Origin of the sequence: Pedobacter sp. MR22-3 (assembly GCF_026240075.1) — a bacterium.
Classification (GTDB): Bacteria; Bacteroidota; Bacteroidia; order Sphingobacteriales; family Sphingobacteriaceae; genus Pedobacter.
The window spans coordinates 377,145-394,592 of the sequence record NZ_JAPIVF010000005.1; the positions used below are offsets into that span (position 1 = coordinate 377,145).

14 protein-coding genes are annotated in these 17,448 nt (G+C 39.1%); 4 read left to right on the forward strand and 10 right to left on the reverse strand.

Annotated features, from left to right (window positions below; genetic code table 11):
- Positions 1 to 366, reverse strand: a complete 366-nt coding sequence (locus OQ267_RS14180) for a YtxH domain-containing protein (RefSeq protein ID WP_088300245.1) — start codon at positions 364 to 366, stop codon at positions 1 to 3.
- Between the two features lie 196 nt (positions 367 to 562).
- On the opposite strand from OQ267_RS14180, the gene OQ267_RS14185 reads away from it, so the two are divergent.
- The 4 genes from OQ267_RS14185 to OQ267_RS14200 all read left to right on the forward strand — a co-directional run bounded on the left by OQ267_RS14185 (position 563) and on the right by OQ267_RS14200 (position 6,123).
- A complete protein-coding gene (locus OQ267_RS14185) occupies positions 563 to 952 on the forward strand; it encodes an OsmC family protein (protein WP_265836427.1) in 390 nt (129 codons plus the stop codon).
- Positions 953 to 1,031: 79 nt separating this feature from the next.
- Positions 1,032 to 2,285: a DUF2130 domain-containing protein gene (locus OQ267_RS14190; protein ID WP_088300242.1), complete on the forward strand. Its 1,254-nt coding sequence runs from the start codon at positions 1,032 to 1,034 to the stop codon at positions 2,283 to 2,285.
- Between the two features lie 126 nt (positions 2,286 to 2,411).
- A complete protein-coding gene (locus tag OQ267_RS14195; RefSeq protein ID WP_265836429.1) occupies positions 2,412 to 4,568 on the forward strand; it encodes a glycoside hydrolase family 97 protein in 2,157 nt (718 codons plus the stop codon).
- Between the two features lie 1,078 nt (positions 4,569 to 5,646).
- Positions 5,647 to 6,123, forward strand: coding sequence for an acyl-CoA thioesterase (locus OQ267_RS14200; protein ID WP_265836431.1), 477 nt, complete (start codon positions 5,647 to 5,649; stop codon positions 6,121 to 6,123).
- Here OQ267_RS14200 and OQ267_RS14205 read toward each other — a convergent pair.
- From OQ267_RS14205 to OQ267_RS14240, 9 genes are all read right to left on the reverse strand, one after another.
- Positions 6,120 to 7,859 carry an ATP-binding protein gene (locus tag OQ267_RS14205; RefSeq protein ID WP_265836434.1) on the reverse strand — a complete coding sequence of 580 codons (1,740 nt, stop codon included), beginning with the start codon at positions 7,857 to 7,859 and terminating at the stop codon, positions 6,120 to 6,122. The genes OQ267_RS14200 and OQ267_RS14205 overlap by 4 nt on opposite strands.
- Before the next feature lie 85 nt (positions 7,860 to 7,944).
- On the reverse strand, positions 7,945 to 9,069 hold the full coding sequence (locus OQ267_RS14210; RefSeq protein WP_265818929.1) for a sensor protein KdpD: 1,125 nt from the start codon (positions 9,067 to 9,069) through the stop codon (positions 7,945 to 7,947).
- 101 nt (positions 9,070 to 9,170) lie between these two features.
- The gene (locus OQ267_RS14215) at positions 9,171 to 10,241 is read right to left on the reverse strand and encodes a porin (protein WP_265836435.1); all 1,071 of its coding nucleotides are present in this window, start codon (positions 10,239 to 10,241) and stop codon (positions 9,171 to 9,173) included.
- A gap of 150 nt (positions 10,242 to 10,391) precedes the next feature.
- On the reverse strand, positions 10,392 to 10,952 hold the full coding sequence (locus tag OQ267_RS14220) for a K(+)-transporting ATPase subunit C (protein ID WP_088300235.1): 561 nt from the start codon (positions 10,950 to 10,952) through the stop codon (positions 10,392 to 10,394).
- A gap of 111 nt (positions 10,953 to 11,063) precedes the next feature.
- Positions 11,064 to 13,091, reverse strand: coding sequence for a potassium-transporting ATPase subunit KdpB (kdpB, locus tag OQ267_RS14225; protein ID WP_265836436.1), 2,028 nt, complete (start codon positions 13,089 to 13,091; stop codon positions 11,064 to 11,066).
- Between the two features lie 47 nt (positions 13,092 to 13,138).
- Positions 13,139 to 14,857, reverse strand: a complete 1,719-nt coding sequence (gene kdpA, locus OQ267_RS14230) for a potassium-transporting ATPase subunit KdpA (RefSeq protein WP_265836437.1) — start codon at positions 14,855 to 14,857, stop codon at positions 13,139 to 13,141.
- 94 nt (positions 14,858 to 14,951) lie between these two features.
- A complete protein-coding gene (locus OQ267_RS22390) occupies positions 14,952 to 15,029 on the reverse strand; it encodes a potassium-transporting ATPase subunit F (protein WP_082468366.1) in 78 nt (25 codons plus the stop codon).
- A 315-nt stretch (positions 15,030 to 15,344) separates the two neighbouring features.
- A complete protein-coding gene (locus OQ267_RS14235) occupies positions 15,345 to 16,925 on the reverse strand; it encodes a M1 family metallopeptidase (protein WP_265836439.1) in 1,581 nt (526 codons plus the stop codon).
- 249 nt (positions 16,926 to 17,174) lie between these two features.
- Positions 17,175 to 17,408, reverse strand: coding sequence for a hypothetical protein (locus OQ267_RS14240; RefSeq protein ID WP_265836441.1), 234 nt, complete (start codon positions 17,406 to 17,408; stop codon positions 17,175 to 17,177).
- Positions 17,409 to 17,448: the final 40 nt, after the last annotated feature.

The window sequence follows — 17,448 nt, forward strand, 5'->3', positions numbered from 1 at the left end:
TTAGCCTTGTCCTTCCTGAACCTGAACATTTTCATGTGCGTTATCCATCAATTCCCTGATGTCGGATTTTGGTTTCTTCTCCACCTTATGCTTAAAATGAGGTATTTCATGTTCTACAATATCTTCTTCAATGGCTTCAACTCCAAATACTTTTTCTTTCAATAAATTGTATTTATCCTGAAAGCCATAACGCAGGTTTTTTGCGCCACCGGCAATTTTATCTCTTGTTCCGGCTCCGCTATCAGGTGCAAATAAGATGCTTACAATTGCTCCTGCTGCCAAACCTGCAACCAATGCCAATGCAACCTGGCTGTTGTTATTTGATTTGTGGTCTAAATATTTTCCGATTAATTTTCTGTACTTCATCTGTTTATGTTTTAGGTATAGATTATATGATGGAACCCGGTATTAAAAATAAGCCAATTGTGCTCATAAAATGTTAATGACCTCGGATTCATCACGATGCGTTTTTAAAAGGAACAATCGCTAAAGTATAATGTTTCAATAAATCTAAATCAGCTGCAGATGCGCAAAAGATTTGGTAAGTTTAAGCTTAACATAAATGCAAAAAATGGTAAAGGCAACAATAAACAGGGAACATTATGCTTGTTCGGTTACAAATGGTTCACACGATATTATAGTGGATGAACCTTTCGACTTGGGCGGAACAAATAAGGGGTTTGCACCAAAGGGATTATTAATGGCATCATTGGCTTCGTGTGTGGCCATTACCATAAGGATGTATGCCGACCGGAAAGAATGGCCTGTTGATAAAATAGAAGTGGAGGTAAATGTTGATACGGAGAATGGTGAAACGGTATTCTTCGAAGAAATAACCTGTACTGGGGAGTTAACTGATGAACAAAAAAGCCGTTTGGAAGATATCGCAGCCAAATGTCCGGTGAGTAAAATGCTGACTGTTGGACATGAGATCAGATCAAAGGTGCTTTAAAAGGTGCAAAACTCATTTACACATTCCTGAAAAGCTTTAATATCTTTGTATCACTCAGTTTTATCTGGAGTAAATAACTATGGCTACTGAAATTAAATGTCCGAATTGTGCCCATGTTTTTCCGATGGAAGAAGCCATGGCCGAAGATTATAAGAAAGAGCTGCGTGAAAAAATGGTCACTTTTACCCGGCAAAAGGACGAGGAATTTCAGCGGAAGCTTGCCGCAATGGAGCATGATAAGCAACTTCAGCAAAAAGCTTTTGAATTAAAGTTGGCTGAAGAAAAAACCAAATTAAAAGATGATTTGGAAGGCAATCTGCGTAAAAGTATTGCTGCGGATTTTGAAACCAAATTACAGATGCTGGAAGGTAATGCGAAGGATAATGAGGAAAAATTGAAACTAGCCCGCGAAAAGGAGCTGGAATTTTTACGCCGTGAGCAAAGTTTGAAGGTAAAGGAAGAGGAGATGGAGCTGGCCTTTCAACGTAAAATGCAAGAGCAGCGCAATGAACTTGTAGAACAGATCCGTAAGCAGGAGGCAGAAAAAAACAGCATTAAAGATACTGAACACCAGTTGCGTTTAAGAGAGCTGGAAAAACAGCTTGATGATCAGAAAAAACTGGCTGAAGAAATGAAGCGTAAAGCAGAGCAAGGCAGTATGCAGTTGCAGGGTGAAGTGCAGGAACTGATTCTGGAAGAACTGTTGCGCAGCAATTTTCCTTTCGATTTAATTGAAGAAGTAGGTAAAGGCGTTCGTGGGGCAGATTGTGTGCAGGTGGTGCGCAACCAGTTTGGGCAGGAATGCGGCAAAATTATCTATGAAAGTAAGCGTACTAAAGATTTTGGTGGCGACTGGATTGAAAAATTAAAAAAAGACATGCGGAGTATGGGCGTTGATGTGGCGGTGATTGTCAGTCAGTGTTATCCAAAAGGCATGAGCAGTTTCGGTCAGCGCGATGGGGTATGGATCTGTTCTTTTGAAGAGGTAAATGCTGTGGCTTATGTGCTGCGTGATGGAATTTTGCGTTTGTCAACTGCCATTAAATCACAGGAAAACCGGGGTGATAAAATGCACATGCTTTATGATTATCTCACGGGTACAGAATTTTCAGAGCAATGGAAAGCCATTCGCGAAGGTTTTATGAGTATGAAACTTTCCATTCAGCGCGAACGGGATGCTATGGAACGTTTATGGAAAGCCCGTGAGAAGCAGCTTGAAAAAGTATTGTTGAACGCCACGCATATCCGAGGCTCCATTGAAGGCATTGCGGGTAATGACAGTATTCAGTTAAGTTTAACAGATGACGATGATGAAACGTTGTTGCTGGATTAAAATGATCACAGATGTGATGTCCGACAATAAAAAATAGCTATCAGTAATACAGTCTTATGTTTTCTTAAATGCCTGAAATCTGCATCCCTTTGGATAAAAAAATGGCATCTGGTTCAAACAAAAAGAATGATAAACAAAATATATACAGTGAATAAGAACAAAAAAAATAAAGCGCTCAACCGCTCAGAATTTCTGGCATTTATTTGCATTTTGCTATTTTCCGGGAACGTTTCCGGACAGGAACTAAAATCGCCGGATGCCAACTTAACCGCACATTTTTCTTTAGCTGAAGGTGGTGTGCCCACGTACAGTTTAAAATATAAAGGTAAGAATGTCATTAAAACCAGTAAGCTGGGTTTGGAGCTGAAGGATGGTAAAAACTTAACGAATGGTTTTACCATCACCGATACGAAAACAAGTACCTTCAATGAAACATGGAAGCCTGTTTGGGGTGAAGTGAAAGAAATAACCAATCATTATAATGAGTTAGCGGTAACCCTTACTCAAAAGGAAACCAACAGATATATGATGATTCGTTTAAGGTTGTTTAATGATGGTTTAGGCTTCAGGTATGAATTTCCAGAGCAGAAAAATCTTGACTATTTCGTCATTAAAGAAGAAAAAACACAATTTGCATTGGCTGGCGATCATAAAGCTTTTTGGTTGCCGGGGGATTATGACACACAAGAGTATAGTACGGTGACTTCAAATTTATCAGAAGTTCGTGGTAAAATGAAAGCTGCGGTAACACCAAATGCATCGCAAACCACCTTTTCGCCAACAGGATTGCAAACTCCTTTAATGATGAAGAGCAAGGATGGTTTATATATTAATATTCACGAAGCTGCGCTCATCAATTATTCATTGATGTCGTTAAATCTTGATGATCAAAGCATGGTTTTAGAATCATGGTTAACACCCGATGCCATTGGCGATAAAGGCTATATGCAGGCGCCATGTGTATCACCGTGGAGAACCATCATTGTAAGCGATCAAGCCGGAGATATCCTCACTTCAAAATTAACCTACAACCTGAATGAGCCTACAAAATTCAAAAATGTATCCTGGATTAAACCAACCAAATATGTAGGGGTTTGGTGGGAAATGATCACGGGCAAAAGCACCTGGGCTTACAACAATTTAACCAGCGTACAATTGGGCGTAACTGATTATTCGAAAACTCAGCCTAATGGCAAACATTCTGCAAATACGGCGCACGTAAAAGAATATATCGATTTCGCGGCTAAAAACGGTTTAGATGCTGTATTGGTTGAAGGCTGGAATGAAGGCTGGGAAGACTGGTTTGGCAAAACCAAAGATTACGTTTTCGATTTCGTTACACCTTATCCTGATTTTGATGTGAAAGAATTACATCGTTATGCGGCAAGTAAAGGTATCAAAATGATCATGCACCATGAAACTTCTTCATCAGTACGAAATTATGAAAGGCATTTGGATACCGCTTATAAATTTATGAAAGCCAATGGTTATGATGCGGTAAAAAGTGGTTATGTAGGCAATATGATTCCACGTGGCGAACATCACTACGGACAATGGTTAAACAATCATTATTTATATGCTATTCAAAAAGCTGCTGAATATAAAATCATGGTCAATGCACATGAGGCCGTTCGCCCGACAGGTTTGGCACGTACTTATCCCAATCTGATTGGAAATGAATCTGCCCGGGGAACGGAATATGAGGCTTTTGGTGGTAATAATGCCGATCATACCACTATATTACCTTTCACGCGTTTAATTGGCGGTCCGATGGATTATACACCCGGTATTTTTGAAACCAAAGTGAGTGCTTATAACCCAGAAAACAATTCATTTGTACACAGCACACTTGCCCGTCAGCTGGCGCTTTACGTAACAATGTATAGCCCGTTGCAAATGGCTGCAGATTTACCGGAAACCTATAATAAGTATATGGATGCTTTCCAGTTTATTAAAGATGTGGCAGTGGACTGGGATGATACCAAAGTTTTAGAGGCAGAACCTGGCGATTACATTACTTTCGCCCGTAAGGCAAAAGGTAAAAATAACTGGTTTGTAGGTCGTACAAATGATGAAATCGCCCGCACTTCAAAAATCAATTTAGCCTTTTTAGATGCAGGCAAAAAATATATAGCAACCATTTATGCTGATGCGAAGGATGCACATTACGAAAAAAATCCTAAAGCCTACACTATTCGTAAAATGGAAGTAACCAATAAAACGAAGTTAACGCAATATTGTGCACCGGGTGGTGGCTATGCAATCAGTATTATGGCAAAATAAGTTTTGTGTTTAATGGCCGGGAAGGCTGAGTTTTATTGCAAATGATATAAAGTTTTTCTTTTTCATTAAGTCGTAGTACTTAACTACGACTTTTTTGTTTATGATTACCTGTTTAAAATGCGCCTGCTGATTTAAAATGATATACGCAGATTTGGTTTTATCAGTGGTTATCTGTGTGATCAGCAGGAAATATTATAATGTCTCGAAGCTATTTGGTTTTAAATTCAGTAATAAAAAGTCTCCCGCAGATTTAAAATGATATACGCAGATGTGGTTTTATCAGCGGTTATCTGTGTGATCAGCGGGAAATATTATATGGTCTCGAAGCTATTTGGTTTTAAGTTCAGTAGTAAAAAAACTCCCGCAGATTTAAAATGATATACGCAGATTTGGTTTTATCAGCAGTTATCTGTGTGATCAGCGGGAAATACTATATGGTCTCAAAGCTATTTGGTTTTAAGTTCAGTAATAAAAAATCTCCCGCAGATTTAAAATGATATATGCAGATTTGATTTTATCAGCGGTTATCTGTGTGATCAGCGGGAAATATTATATGGTCTCGAAGCTATTTGGTTTTTTAAGTTCAGTAATAAAAAATCTCCCGCAGATTAAAATGATATACGAAGATTTGGTTTTATCAGCGGTTATCTGTGTGATCAGCGGGAAATACTATATGGTCTCAAAGCTATTTGGTTTTAAGTTCAGTAAAAAAAATCTCCCGCAGATTTGGTTTTATCAGCGGTTATCTGTGTGATCAGCGGGAAATATTATAATGTCTCGAAGCTATTTGGTTTTAAGTTCAGTAATAAAAAATCTCCCGCAGATTTAAAATGATATATGCAGATTTGGTTTTATCAGCGGTTATCTGTGTGATCAGCGGGAAATATTATATGGTCTCGAAGCTATTTGGTTTTAAGTTCAGTAATAAAAAATCTCCTGCAGATTTAAAATGATTTACGCAGATTTTGGTTTTATCAGCAGAAATTCTTTAGTACTGTTTCTTAGATACCATAATTTTCGCATATTGCTGTCAACAAGTATTTATATAAATTATTTCAATCTGCGGGAGCTAACAATCATGGCCAGAACAAAAAATCACATCGAACTTCAGTTTTTAAGCGAACCATCAGATGTAAACTATGGCGGTAAAGTACATGGTGGAATGATGATGAAATGGATTGACCAGGCTGCTTTTGCCTGTGCCTTACAATGGAGTCAAACGTATTGTGTAACTGTTTATGTTGGTGGAATCCGTTTTTTTCATCCGGTTCATATCGGACATTTGGTTAAAATGGAAGCACGGATTATTTACACCGGTAAAACCAGTATGCATATTGCTGTAGATGCCTTTTCAAAACCTGTTGATCAGGCTGATTTTGTTAAAAATACACATTGTATCATTGTTTTTGTTGCTGTTGACCATGAAGGGCAATCTAAAGCCGTTCCTGCCTTTAAACCAAAAACGGAAAAAGAAATTGCCATGCATGGTTATGCCATTAAACTGATGGAGCTCCGTAAAAGCATTGATAAGGAGATGGAACCCTATATAGTTTAGTCTATAACAGGTAAGGCAAAGCTAAATTTACTTCCTTCGCCAATAGCACTCTCTACCCAGATTTTTCCATCTTCTGCTTCAATGAAGTCTTTCGAAATGGCTAAGCCCAAGCCGGATCCTGATTTGTTCTGCCCATCAGTCGGCACCTGAAAATAGCGTTCAAACAGGCGTTTCTGATATTTTTCATCAATGCCTTTTCCGTAATCTTTAACTGAGAACTGAACAAATTTATCCTTTTGCAAAATATCAATTACCACTTTGGATTTCTCCGAACTGTAACGCAAAGCATTTGATAAAAAATTAACCAGTACCCAGGCTGTTTTCTGGATGTCGGCATTCACTTTCGGTAAGTTCGCGTCGCAGTTTAATTCCAGTTTAATTGATTTTTGTTCGGCCTGAAATTTTACCGCATCAATGGCATATTGTACAATATCCTCAGGTTTGGTTATCGCAAAGGTTAGTTTTAAGTTTCCGGTTTCTACCTGCGATAAATCCAGAAGCTCGCTTGTGATTTTTAACAGCCGGTCGCTATCTTCTTTGATATGGGTTAAAAGCTGGTTTTGTTCTTCATTCATCAGGCCAACACGTTCATCGCCAAGCAACTTTAAACTCATTTTTATGGATGCAAGGGGTGTTTTCAGTTCATGAGATACTGTTGCAATGAAATTGGTTTTGGCCTCATCCAATTCTTTGAATTGAGTAATGTTTTTCAGTACGTAAACACTGCCTGCCGATTTTGAAGATGCGATTAATGTCTTTTCATCCTGATCTTCATAATTCGGAATTACAATTTCGCGATGCTCCAGTAAGAAATAAGATTCTTTTTCATCCACATAAATTTTTAAGGTTTTGTCTTTGGTTTCCGGTTTAATGATGCGCTTCAATAGTTCGTTCTTTTTTATCAGTTCTGTAGCATTCTGGCCGATGACTTTTCCTTCATTCAGATTCATCAGCTTTGCTGCCAGGTGATTTAAAAACAGGATTTCACCCTTTTCATTTAAGCCGATGATGGCATCCTGCATCTGTGCGATGATGGCCTCAATCCGCGATTTTTCAGATTTGATTTTTGAAAGATTGCTGTTTTCCCATTCATTCAGCTTCACCACCATCCCATTAAAGGCATCAGCAAGTTCGGTGAACTCATCGTGGTTTTTAAAATGAAGCCGTTGTTTGTAATTCTTTCTGCTGATTTGTTTGATAGCGGCACTAAATTCAGCCAGTGGATTGGCAACAAAACCAGGGAAGTTGACAATAAACGTAAACAGGATGAGAAAACTCAGCACGGCCGCAATTGAAATGTATAAATTGGCCCTTGCTGATGCCGCATTTGCCTGATCATTCTTTTTGTAAATGGCCTTCATATTTACCTCTTCAATGCTTTGCAAGGCGGTACGCATGTTTTTTATATTGTTCGTACCGGAAGCAACCTGTAAAGATTTGTAAGTTGATAAAAGTTTCTGAAAGGCTATTTTCTCACCTTGTTCTGTAATATTCCGACCTTCGTTTTTTAAATTTTCCTCAAATATTTTTGCCTTTGCGGCTGATAAAGGAAAATTGCTTTCATCTACAACATTCCGCATGGCACTGACATATTTGAGCGATTTATAATTGTCTTTCAGGATTACTTTAGATTTATCAGACAATTCATTCAGAAAGAATAAGGCGATCAGACCAAAAGATAAAACGATGATGAAGAGGAAGCCGAATCCGAGACGGAGCTTGGTTTTTATTTTCATGGTGAAGTTGTTTATTACCACCTAAGAAGCCTTAGTATATTTAAGTTTAGATGTGCTTAGGTGGTAAAATTTATTAGATTAGATTTTAAGAAAGTATAACCAAATCAATTTCTTTTGCAGCTAAATTACGTAACAACTGATTAAAAATAGCCGTTCGCATGATCACCTGAAAAATATTTAAATGAGGCTTACCAATGCAAATGGTGGAAATTTCTTTTTCGGTTGCCATATTAATGATGGTTTGTGTAACCTGATTGCTTTTTACCTTGATCACTTCGGCACCCAGTTCAGTGGCCAGTTTAAAATGGTTAATTAAGTGCCGTTGTTTATCCAGTTTGATTTTATCAAAGCTTTCGGCATCACTTTGAACATACAACGCAATCCATGGAGAATGATAATAGGAAGCCAGCCGGGCTGTTTTCCGGATGACGACACCTGCCGTTGCTGCGTTTGAGGAAATACAGGCCAGAAAACGTTCCGAACGTAGTTTTACTGATTTCGGAATTTCAATCTGAATTTTTCTTTCCACCTGGTGTACCACTTCTTTTAATGCAAATTCCCTGAGCTGCAATATCTTATCTGCCTGAAAAAAGTTGCCTAGTGCCTTGTCTATTTTACTTTGATCATAAATCTTCCCTTCTTTTAAACGTGTAATCAGTTCATCTGCAGTTAAATCAATGTTCACGATTTCATCTGCCAGTTCCAGTATTTTGTCGGGAATCCGCTCTGTTACGCTGATACCCGTGATCTGTTCAATCTCTTCGTTGATACTTTCCAGGTGCTGGATATTCACTGCTGAAATAACATTAATACCAGCTTCAAGTAAATCGAAAACATCCTGCCAGCGTTTGCTGTTCTTACTGCCTTCGGCATTGGTATGGGCCAATTCATCTACCACCACAATTTCAGGATGACGGTTTAGAATACCCTGTAAATCCATTTCTTCGATTTCTTTACCGCGATAAAAGATTTTCTTTCGGGCAATCATTGGCAAACCATCAACCAAAGCTGCTGTCTCTTTTCTTCGGTGTGTTTCTACGTAGCCAATACAAAGATCCACACCGTTTCGCAACAGGGCATGAGATTCCTGCAGCATCCGGTAGGTTTTGCCTACACCGGCACTCATCCCAATATAAATTTTGAGCTTTCCCCGCCTGGATTTCTGAATCAGTTCAAGGAAATGTTGTACAGAATCTTCTTTATTTTGCATTGTCTTCTTTAACCACGGAAATACAGTTTCATACGGTAAATCTTCCTTTATCACTGCATTTCCGTGGCAATATTTAAATATTGCATTTGTTACGCGGCAATTTAAAAGGCCACGGCTATACTGGCTGTTAATGTGGTACTGGCATTTATGGAATTCGTTCCACGATTAAAAATTTTATCCTTGCTGTCGTAAGTTTTTCCTTCCAAGCGAACAACTGCATTCGGGATTGGTGAATAATCTAAATTTAAGGAATAGCCTTTTGTTCTAAATCCGTTGGGCGTTCCCGTTGAGATAAAAATACCATTTTTATCTTCGTAATATTCAAATCTTCCTGCCATAGCCCATTTATCTGCAAATTTATATTGCACAATGGCTACCGGTGAAATGACTTCATTAACGCTGCTGCTACCTTTAGCTTTTTGTTGGGTACCATAATCCAAGCCAAGGGTTAATCCAAATTGATCTGTTAACTGGAAAATACCATACAGATTATGATAAAAACGGTTCACCCGAACAGAATCAACACCCTCTGTTCCCAGATAATTGCTGTAATTAACTGTGATTTTTGGTGTGGGTTTCCAACTTAACTGCAAGCCGCCCGCAGGTTTGTCATTTCCATTCTGGCGGGTAATTCTTTGCCATCCGTTCAGATAAAGCAGCGTAGCGGTAAGTTTTCCATCCTGGGTACCATAGGTTAGTTTTGCCCCTGATTCATAATAGGGTGTGTTTTCTGAAGCAATATTTCTGGTTAAAACCCAACAATCTTTCGATATGGCGCCTTCAAAACCAATGTGCGATGAAAAGATACCGGCATCAATCCATAAGTTTGCTGATTTAGAGAGTTTAACGCCTGCATTGGCTTCGAAAATATTTTTAAGTACACCTGGCTCGGCAGCTAAGTTGGCATTAGCATACGTTCCAGCCATTACAGCCAGGTTGGCACGGATGGCACCATCGTCATAAGCAGCCTTGATAAAGCCTAAATTGAGGTTAACTTCATTAGTGCGGTTATGAGAGTAAATAAATGCAGGTCGGTTATGGTCGGCAGGTTTATTGAAGTCGTAGCCATAGTAAGCTTCAATATAACCTGAAAATTTTACTTTAGATGCTTCTTGTGCGAAAGCGGTAATTGATGCGGTTAAAGTGGTAATAAGGATAACGAGTTTTTTCATTTTTGTATGGTGATTACACCTGTTAAAGGTGATTTTAAACATGATCAATTGATGTTCTTTTCAACCGGAGGGGAGAAAGCGTTGAAGTATAACAACTAAATTTCAAGGACCTCCTCCATTTTCCTTTGCTCCGGTAGAAATGACGATGTGTTACAGATTGTCTAGTGCCAGGTTCAGTTTTAATACATTTACTGATGACGGGCCGAATAAACCCATTAAAGGTTTGATGGTATTAAGGGCAACCAGTTCTTTAACTTTCTGTTCACTGATATGCCTTGTTTTAGCTACTCTGGCAATTTGAATGGTAGCGCCTTGTTCAGAAATATTTGGGTCTAAACCACTTCCTGATGCCGTAACCATATCAGCAGGAATCTCCGATTTTTTTAATCCGGGATTATATTTTAGCAAGGTGTCTATTCTTGATTGTACTTCTTTCAGATAATCAGGATTAGAAGGTCCTTTGTTTGAACCTGCAGAGCCTGCGGCGTTGTAGTTTACTGCTGATGGTCTTCCCCAGAAATATGCTGGTTTAGTAAATGATTGACCTAATAAGGCATAGCCAATTGTTTTTCCATTTTTAGTGATTTTCTCACCAGCACCATTTCCTTTGGAAAACCGGCCTGCCAATGCAATACTGATGGGATAGATGATACATAACAATACGATTAAAACTAATGTTAAGCGTATGGATGGAATGATGTATTTTTTCATGATATTATGTGATTACACAGATTTTAAATGATGATGAAGATTTAGTTTTGTCATCCTGAGCTTGCCGAAGAAGTTAATCTTCATTTCGACAAGCTCAACTTGACAGTATGTTTATACAAATAACCCAACTACTAAATCAATTAATTTGATGCCGATGAACGGAGCGACAACCCCTCCAATGCCATAAATGAATAAGTTCCTGCGCAGCAGTGCCGTTGCACCGATAGGTTTATAGGCCACACCTTTTAAGGCGAGCGGAATTAATATCGGGATGATAATCGCATTAAAAATCACAGCCGACATAATTGCACTTTCTGGTGAATGTAAGGCCATAATGTTGAGGCTTTGCAATGCCGGTATAGCGGCAATAAATAGTGCCGGAACAATGGCGAAATATTTCGCCACATCATTGGCAATGGAAAAAGTGGTCAGTGTTCCGCGTGTAATGAGGAGCTGTTTCCCGATTTCTACAATCTCAATTAATTTCGTAGGATCGTTATCTAAATCGACCATATTACCAGCTTCTTTCGCGGCCTGGGTACCACTGTTCATGGCCACACCAACATCAGCCTGGGCAAGTGCCGGAGCATCATTGGTACCATCACCCATCATGGCCACAAGCTTTCCTAGTGCCTGCTCGTCCTTAATGTAGTTCATTTTATCTTCTGGCTTAGCCTCTGCAATAAAATCATCTACACCAGCCTTTTCTGCAATGTATTTGGCTGTTAAAGGATTATCTCCGGTAACCATTACAGTTTTAACACCCATTTTGCGCAAGCGTTCAAAACGTTCACTGATACCTGGTTTAATGATGTCCTGCAACTCAATTACGCCAAGTGCTTTCTCATTTTCTGACACCACTAAAGGGGTTCCGCCATTGGTGGCAATATTTTTTACATGACTTTCAATATCAGATGGAAAAATATTCCCTGCTTTTTCCACGATATTTCTGATGGAATCGAAAGCCCCCTTTCTGATGCGTCTACCATCGGCAGTATCCAATCCACTGGAGCGGGTTTCGGCTGTGAATTTGATAAAGGTAGAACCTTGTGGTGTTCCGGCAGTTTTAAAGCCCTGTTCATTAGCCAATTCAATAATCGATTTGCCTTCAGGCGTTTCATCTGCCAGCGAACTTAATACGCAGGCATCCGTAAAATCTTTAATCACAACACCTGCAGTAGGATAGAAGCGGGTTGCCTTGCGGTTACCAATGGTGATGGTTCCGGTTTTATCCAACAAGAGCACATCTATATCTCCTGCGGTTTCTACTGCTTTACCTGATTTGGTAATCACATTTGCCCGTAGCGCCCGGTCCATTCCGGCAATACCGATGGCTGATAATAAACCACCTATAGTTGTTGGGATCAGGCAAACAAAAAGCGATATTAATGCTGCAATCGTAATTGGTGTATTGGCGTAATCGGCAAATGGTTTCAAGGTAACGCAAACGATAATAAATACCAGCGTAAAGCTTGCCAAGAGTATCGTTAATGCAATTTCATTTGGTGTTTTCTGGCGTGAAGCACCTTCTACCAGGGCAATCATTTTATCCAGAAAGCTTTCACCAGGCGCTGTGCTCACCTGTACTTTGATTTCATCAGATAATACTTTTGTACCACCGGTAACTGATGATTTATCACCACCTGATTCCCGGATTACCGGAGCAGATTCTCCTGTAATGGCTGATTCATCGATAGTTGCAATACCTTCAATGATTTCTCCATCGGTTGGAATGGTATCGCCGGTTTCGCAAACAAATACGTCGCCTTTTTGCAATTGGTTTGAAGAACGGATTTCAATTGTACCATTTTCTAAAAGGACTTTTGCAGGTGTTTCTTCACGGGTTTTCCGCAAACTGTCTGCCTGGGCTTTTCCTCTGGCCTCTGCAATAGCTTCTGCAAAGTTGGCAAATACTACGGTAAGCAGAAGTACCAAAAAGATGCAGAAGTTATACAATGGCGATCCCTGCCCGCTGTGACTAAAGGAGTATACAGTAACATAAGCCATTACCAAAGTGCCTACTTCAACGGTAAACATGACCGGGTTGCGCACCATTACCCTGGGATCGAGTTTGATGAATGATTCTTTCAATGCTGTTTTGACCAAAGCTGGTTCAAACAATTTATTATTGGGTTTCATTTTATTTATTTTAAATTGATTTCACAGATTAAAGTGATTTCGCAGATTTATTTAAGCATGGTAAAATATTCAGCCAGCGGGCCTAAGGCCAGTGCCGGGAAATAAGAAAGTGCATTCAACACTAAAATCACGGCTAAAGTCATCAGCGCAAATGTTTTGGTGTCAGTTTTTAAGGTTCCTGCAGATTCAGGAATGAATTTTTTAGCACCTAATAAACCAGCAATCGCTACAGGGCCGATAATGGGCAGGAAGCGACCGAGAAAGATGATCACCCCGGTTAATACGTTCCAGAAAATATTGTTATCTCCCAAACCTTCGAAGCCTGAACCATTGTTGGCGTTAGATGAAGTTACCTCGTACAGCATTTCAGAGAAACCATGAAAACCAGGATTATTTAACCATGCTTTAGGCTGAACAGCCCAGGCGGCATCGGCATGATTGGTAAAAACATAACTTGCAATTGCGGTACCAGCAAGAATTAGAAAAGGACTTAACAAAGTAATTAACGCAGCAATTTTGATTTCCCTGGCTTCCACTTTGTGTCCCAGAAATTCAGGGGTTCTGCCTACCATCAAACCTGAAATAAATACAGCAATAATCAGATAGATGAAATAATTCAATATACCTACACCGCAGCCTCCATAAAAGCCATTAATCATCATGGCTAACAGTTGCCATAAACCAGTGAGTGGCATAGTACTGTCGTGCATTCCGTTTACCGAACCAGTTGAAATAACAGTGGTTAAGGTACTCCAATAAGCTGTAGCGGCTGGTCCGAAGCGAACTTCTTTCCCTTCCATAGCGCCTGTGGCCTGAGAAATTCCCATTTTGGCTAATGCCGGATTTCCACCTAATTCTGAAGTAATGGTTGGAATCAGCAACATAAATAAACCAATGGTCATCACTCCAAAAATAGTCCAGGCCAGTTTACGCCTGCGAATAAAGTAACCGAAAGCAATGACCATCGCCAATGGAATAATCGTTTGCGAAATTGCTTCCACCATGTTGGTTAAATAGCTTGGGTTTTCGAATGGGTGAGCAGAATTTGCACCAAAATACCCACCTCCATTCGTTCCCAAGTGTTTAATAGCGATAAACTGAGCGGCTGGTCCACGAGAAACATTTACGGTATCGCCCTGAACCGATATAAACTGATCCTTTGCATCGTAACTGGCAGGTGTACCATTGAAGGTTAAGATTAAAGCAACAATTACCGATAACGGAAGCAATAGCCGGGTGATGGCTTTTACAAAAAATTCCCAGAAGTTACCCAGTTGTGTAGTAGTTTTGTCTCTGAATGCTTTAAAAAAGACCACTGCAGCAGCAATACCCGTTGCAGCGCTTACAAACTGAAGAAACATCAATACAAATTGCTGCGTTAAATAACTTACGCCGCTTTCACCAGAATAATGCTGCAGGTTACAGTTGGCCACAAAGCTAATAATGGTATTAAAGGCCAGATCTGGTGTCATGCCTGGATTTCCATCCGGATTTAATGGAAGGTGATTCTGGAAAATCAGTACGAAAAAGCCATATATCAGCCACAATACATTAATGGCTAATAAAGCTTTCAGTTGCTGTTTCCAGTCCATCTGTACTTTAATATTGATGCCCGAAAGTTTATAGATTAAGTTTTCAAGCGGTTTTAAAAAGTCTGTCCAGACCTTTTCTCCTGCAAAAACCTTGGCCAGATATTTTCCTAAGGGAATGGCGATGACTAAAGTAAGCAGGAATGTGGCAATAATGCCGGTTAATTCAGTGTTCATTTTTTTTGTTTTTTGGAGAATAGGAATTAGTCAATAGGGAATAGATTTTAGATGGATTTATCAATTTTCTTTTACCGATTTTCTATTTCCTCCATTAAAATTTTTCGGGTTTGATCAGCACGTAAATCATATAGATAAATACGGCGATGGCGATGATGAATAATGCTAACATGGCTTTAAATTTTTTCGAACCAATCAATTGATTTATAAGTTGCCCAGCAGAGCAAAAGGATAATTAAAAACAGGATTATGGTCATAACTTTATTAATTTTTGAAAGGCTATTGCCAACTGTTGTGCCGCAGAAAGATGTGTTTTTATAAGTTGCTGATTTGTATTGATTTATGTTTTATTTTAGTCAGGATTAAATTTTCAGGCATAAAAAAACCCTTCCGTTTTGGAAGGGTTTTTACCATTGTGGAAGGATGGTTTATTTTTCAGAAGAGGATTTTCGCATTCGTTTATAGCCTTCAGACTTCAGACTTCAAACTAAAACTTCCCCTGTTGGTTCAGCAAGCTGAAATATTTATCCAGATTAACACCCAATGATTTTTCCATAGAGATTTTAAAATCTAATGGTTGCGGATGTTTATTTTTCCATTCACTGAAATAATTTTTAAAGGCCTGATCAAATTTTTCTTTTCCCAACTGCGATTCCAAAATATAAAGCCAGAGGGCCGTCTTGGCATATGAGATTAAACTATATTCTTCAGAAGTTTTGAAGTCAGCTGCGGGTGTTTCAATGGCTGATTGCATAGGTACATTTGACAAGGCACCATAAACACTGGCCAGAAACCGATCAGCAGGTAGTTCCTTAATCTTTGCCGGAATGGCATCACCAAAAATAGAATTCGATCTGTATTTCTCGGCTTCATAACGGAACTGGAAAAAGGTATTAAAACCCTCGTCTTGCCAGGTATGTATTCTTTCGTTATTGCCCAGCATACTCATAAACCAGTTGTGGCCCACTTCATGGGTAATTACGCCATCAAGGGTTTCTTTTTTCGCATCCGGACTGGTTATCAGGGTAATAGTAGGGTATTCCATTCCGCCGCTGGCATTGTTTTTGGGCCCTTCAATGGCTTGTACCACCGGGTATTCATATTCGCCAATCCATTGACTGTACTTTTTAGTTGCATCTTTAATGTAGTCAATACTATTTACCCAAAGTGTATTTTCCTTATTATGGTAATAGCTGAAAGCATCCACAACTTTTCCTGAAGCAAGTTTTATGGTATCGTATTGAATGACCAGGTCCTGATCAGCAAACCAGGCAAAATCAGGCACATCATTTATTAGGTAAGTTAGGGTTTTAGTGCCTGAACTGCTTTTAGCACGGTATAATGCAGGCTTGTTGTTTCTGGCCGCTGTATTTTTTGCACCTATACTTTTATAAGCAGCAAGTTCATCTGCATTCTGCAGAACGCCCGTAGCACCAACTACATAATTGGTGGGAAGGGTGATGTTTACCTTATAGTCTGCATATTCGCTGTAAAATTCACCCATATCCAGGTAAGGGAACTCATGCCATCCATCTCTGTCAAACACGGCGGGTTTCGGGTACCATTGTGTTGCCATAAATTCGGTACCGGCATAGCCGGACCGGGAGAAATAGCTGGGTAATTTCACATTAAAACCAGTTGTAATAGTTACAGAATCACCGGATTTTAAGGGGGCAGGAAGCATGACTTTCACAATATCAATGTACTGTGGGTTAGGGTGTGCTTTTGTTTCAGCCAATTTTCCATTTACCTTGAAACCTAAGCCATCAATACTGCCGTAGCTTACGTTTTTAAGTTTTTCCTTGCGGGAAGTATCATTCCTGATTTGCTGAAAAAGTGCAGTTGATTCGTTTTTATAGGCATTTGGCCAGATGTGAAACCAGATAAAATCAAGTGTGGATGGTGAATTGTTTTTATAAACAATGGTTTCGAATCCTTTGAGTGATTTTTCTTTATCGTTTAAAGTAACATCAATGTTATAGGTTAATTTTTGCTGAAAATAATTTTCCTGTGCGAAGATGGAAAAAGATAGTGTTGATAATAATAATATTAGAATATATTTCTGCATGCTGATGAATTAATGGTAATGTATTTAAAATGAATAATGTAATTGATTGAATATTTTTAATGTTTCTGCCAGGGCTTGCATTAAGGTCTATCTTAAATGATTTGCGAAACTATCTATTCCTATTGTACTGTAGTGCCGGATTCCTGGCTTGATGTAAAATGCCGATAATTACGATCCGGCTAAGTTCATCATCAATGATAAAATAAATGGAATACGGAAAAACAGCTGTAAAGACTGACCAGATGTTTTTTATACCTGATTTCGATCAAGCTCCTCCATTAATGCGGATAGCGGCACTATTTTATTTGAATCCTTACACAGGGATTGCAATCTGGTATCCAGAACTTCCTTATGCCATTCTGGTAAAGAAGCATTAATCGATTCTACTTCTGGGTGCAGGTCTTTAATCTTTTCCCAATCTTCAATAGTAAGTTGAACCGCAGTGATTTGCCCATGCTCATTTGATAAATATTGAATGCTCATATACCAAATTTAATGATTTTTTTAAATGACCTTTTACCTT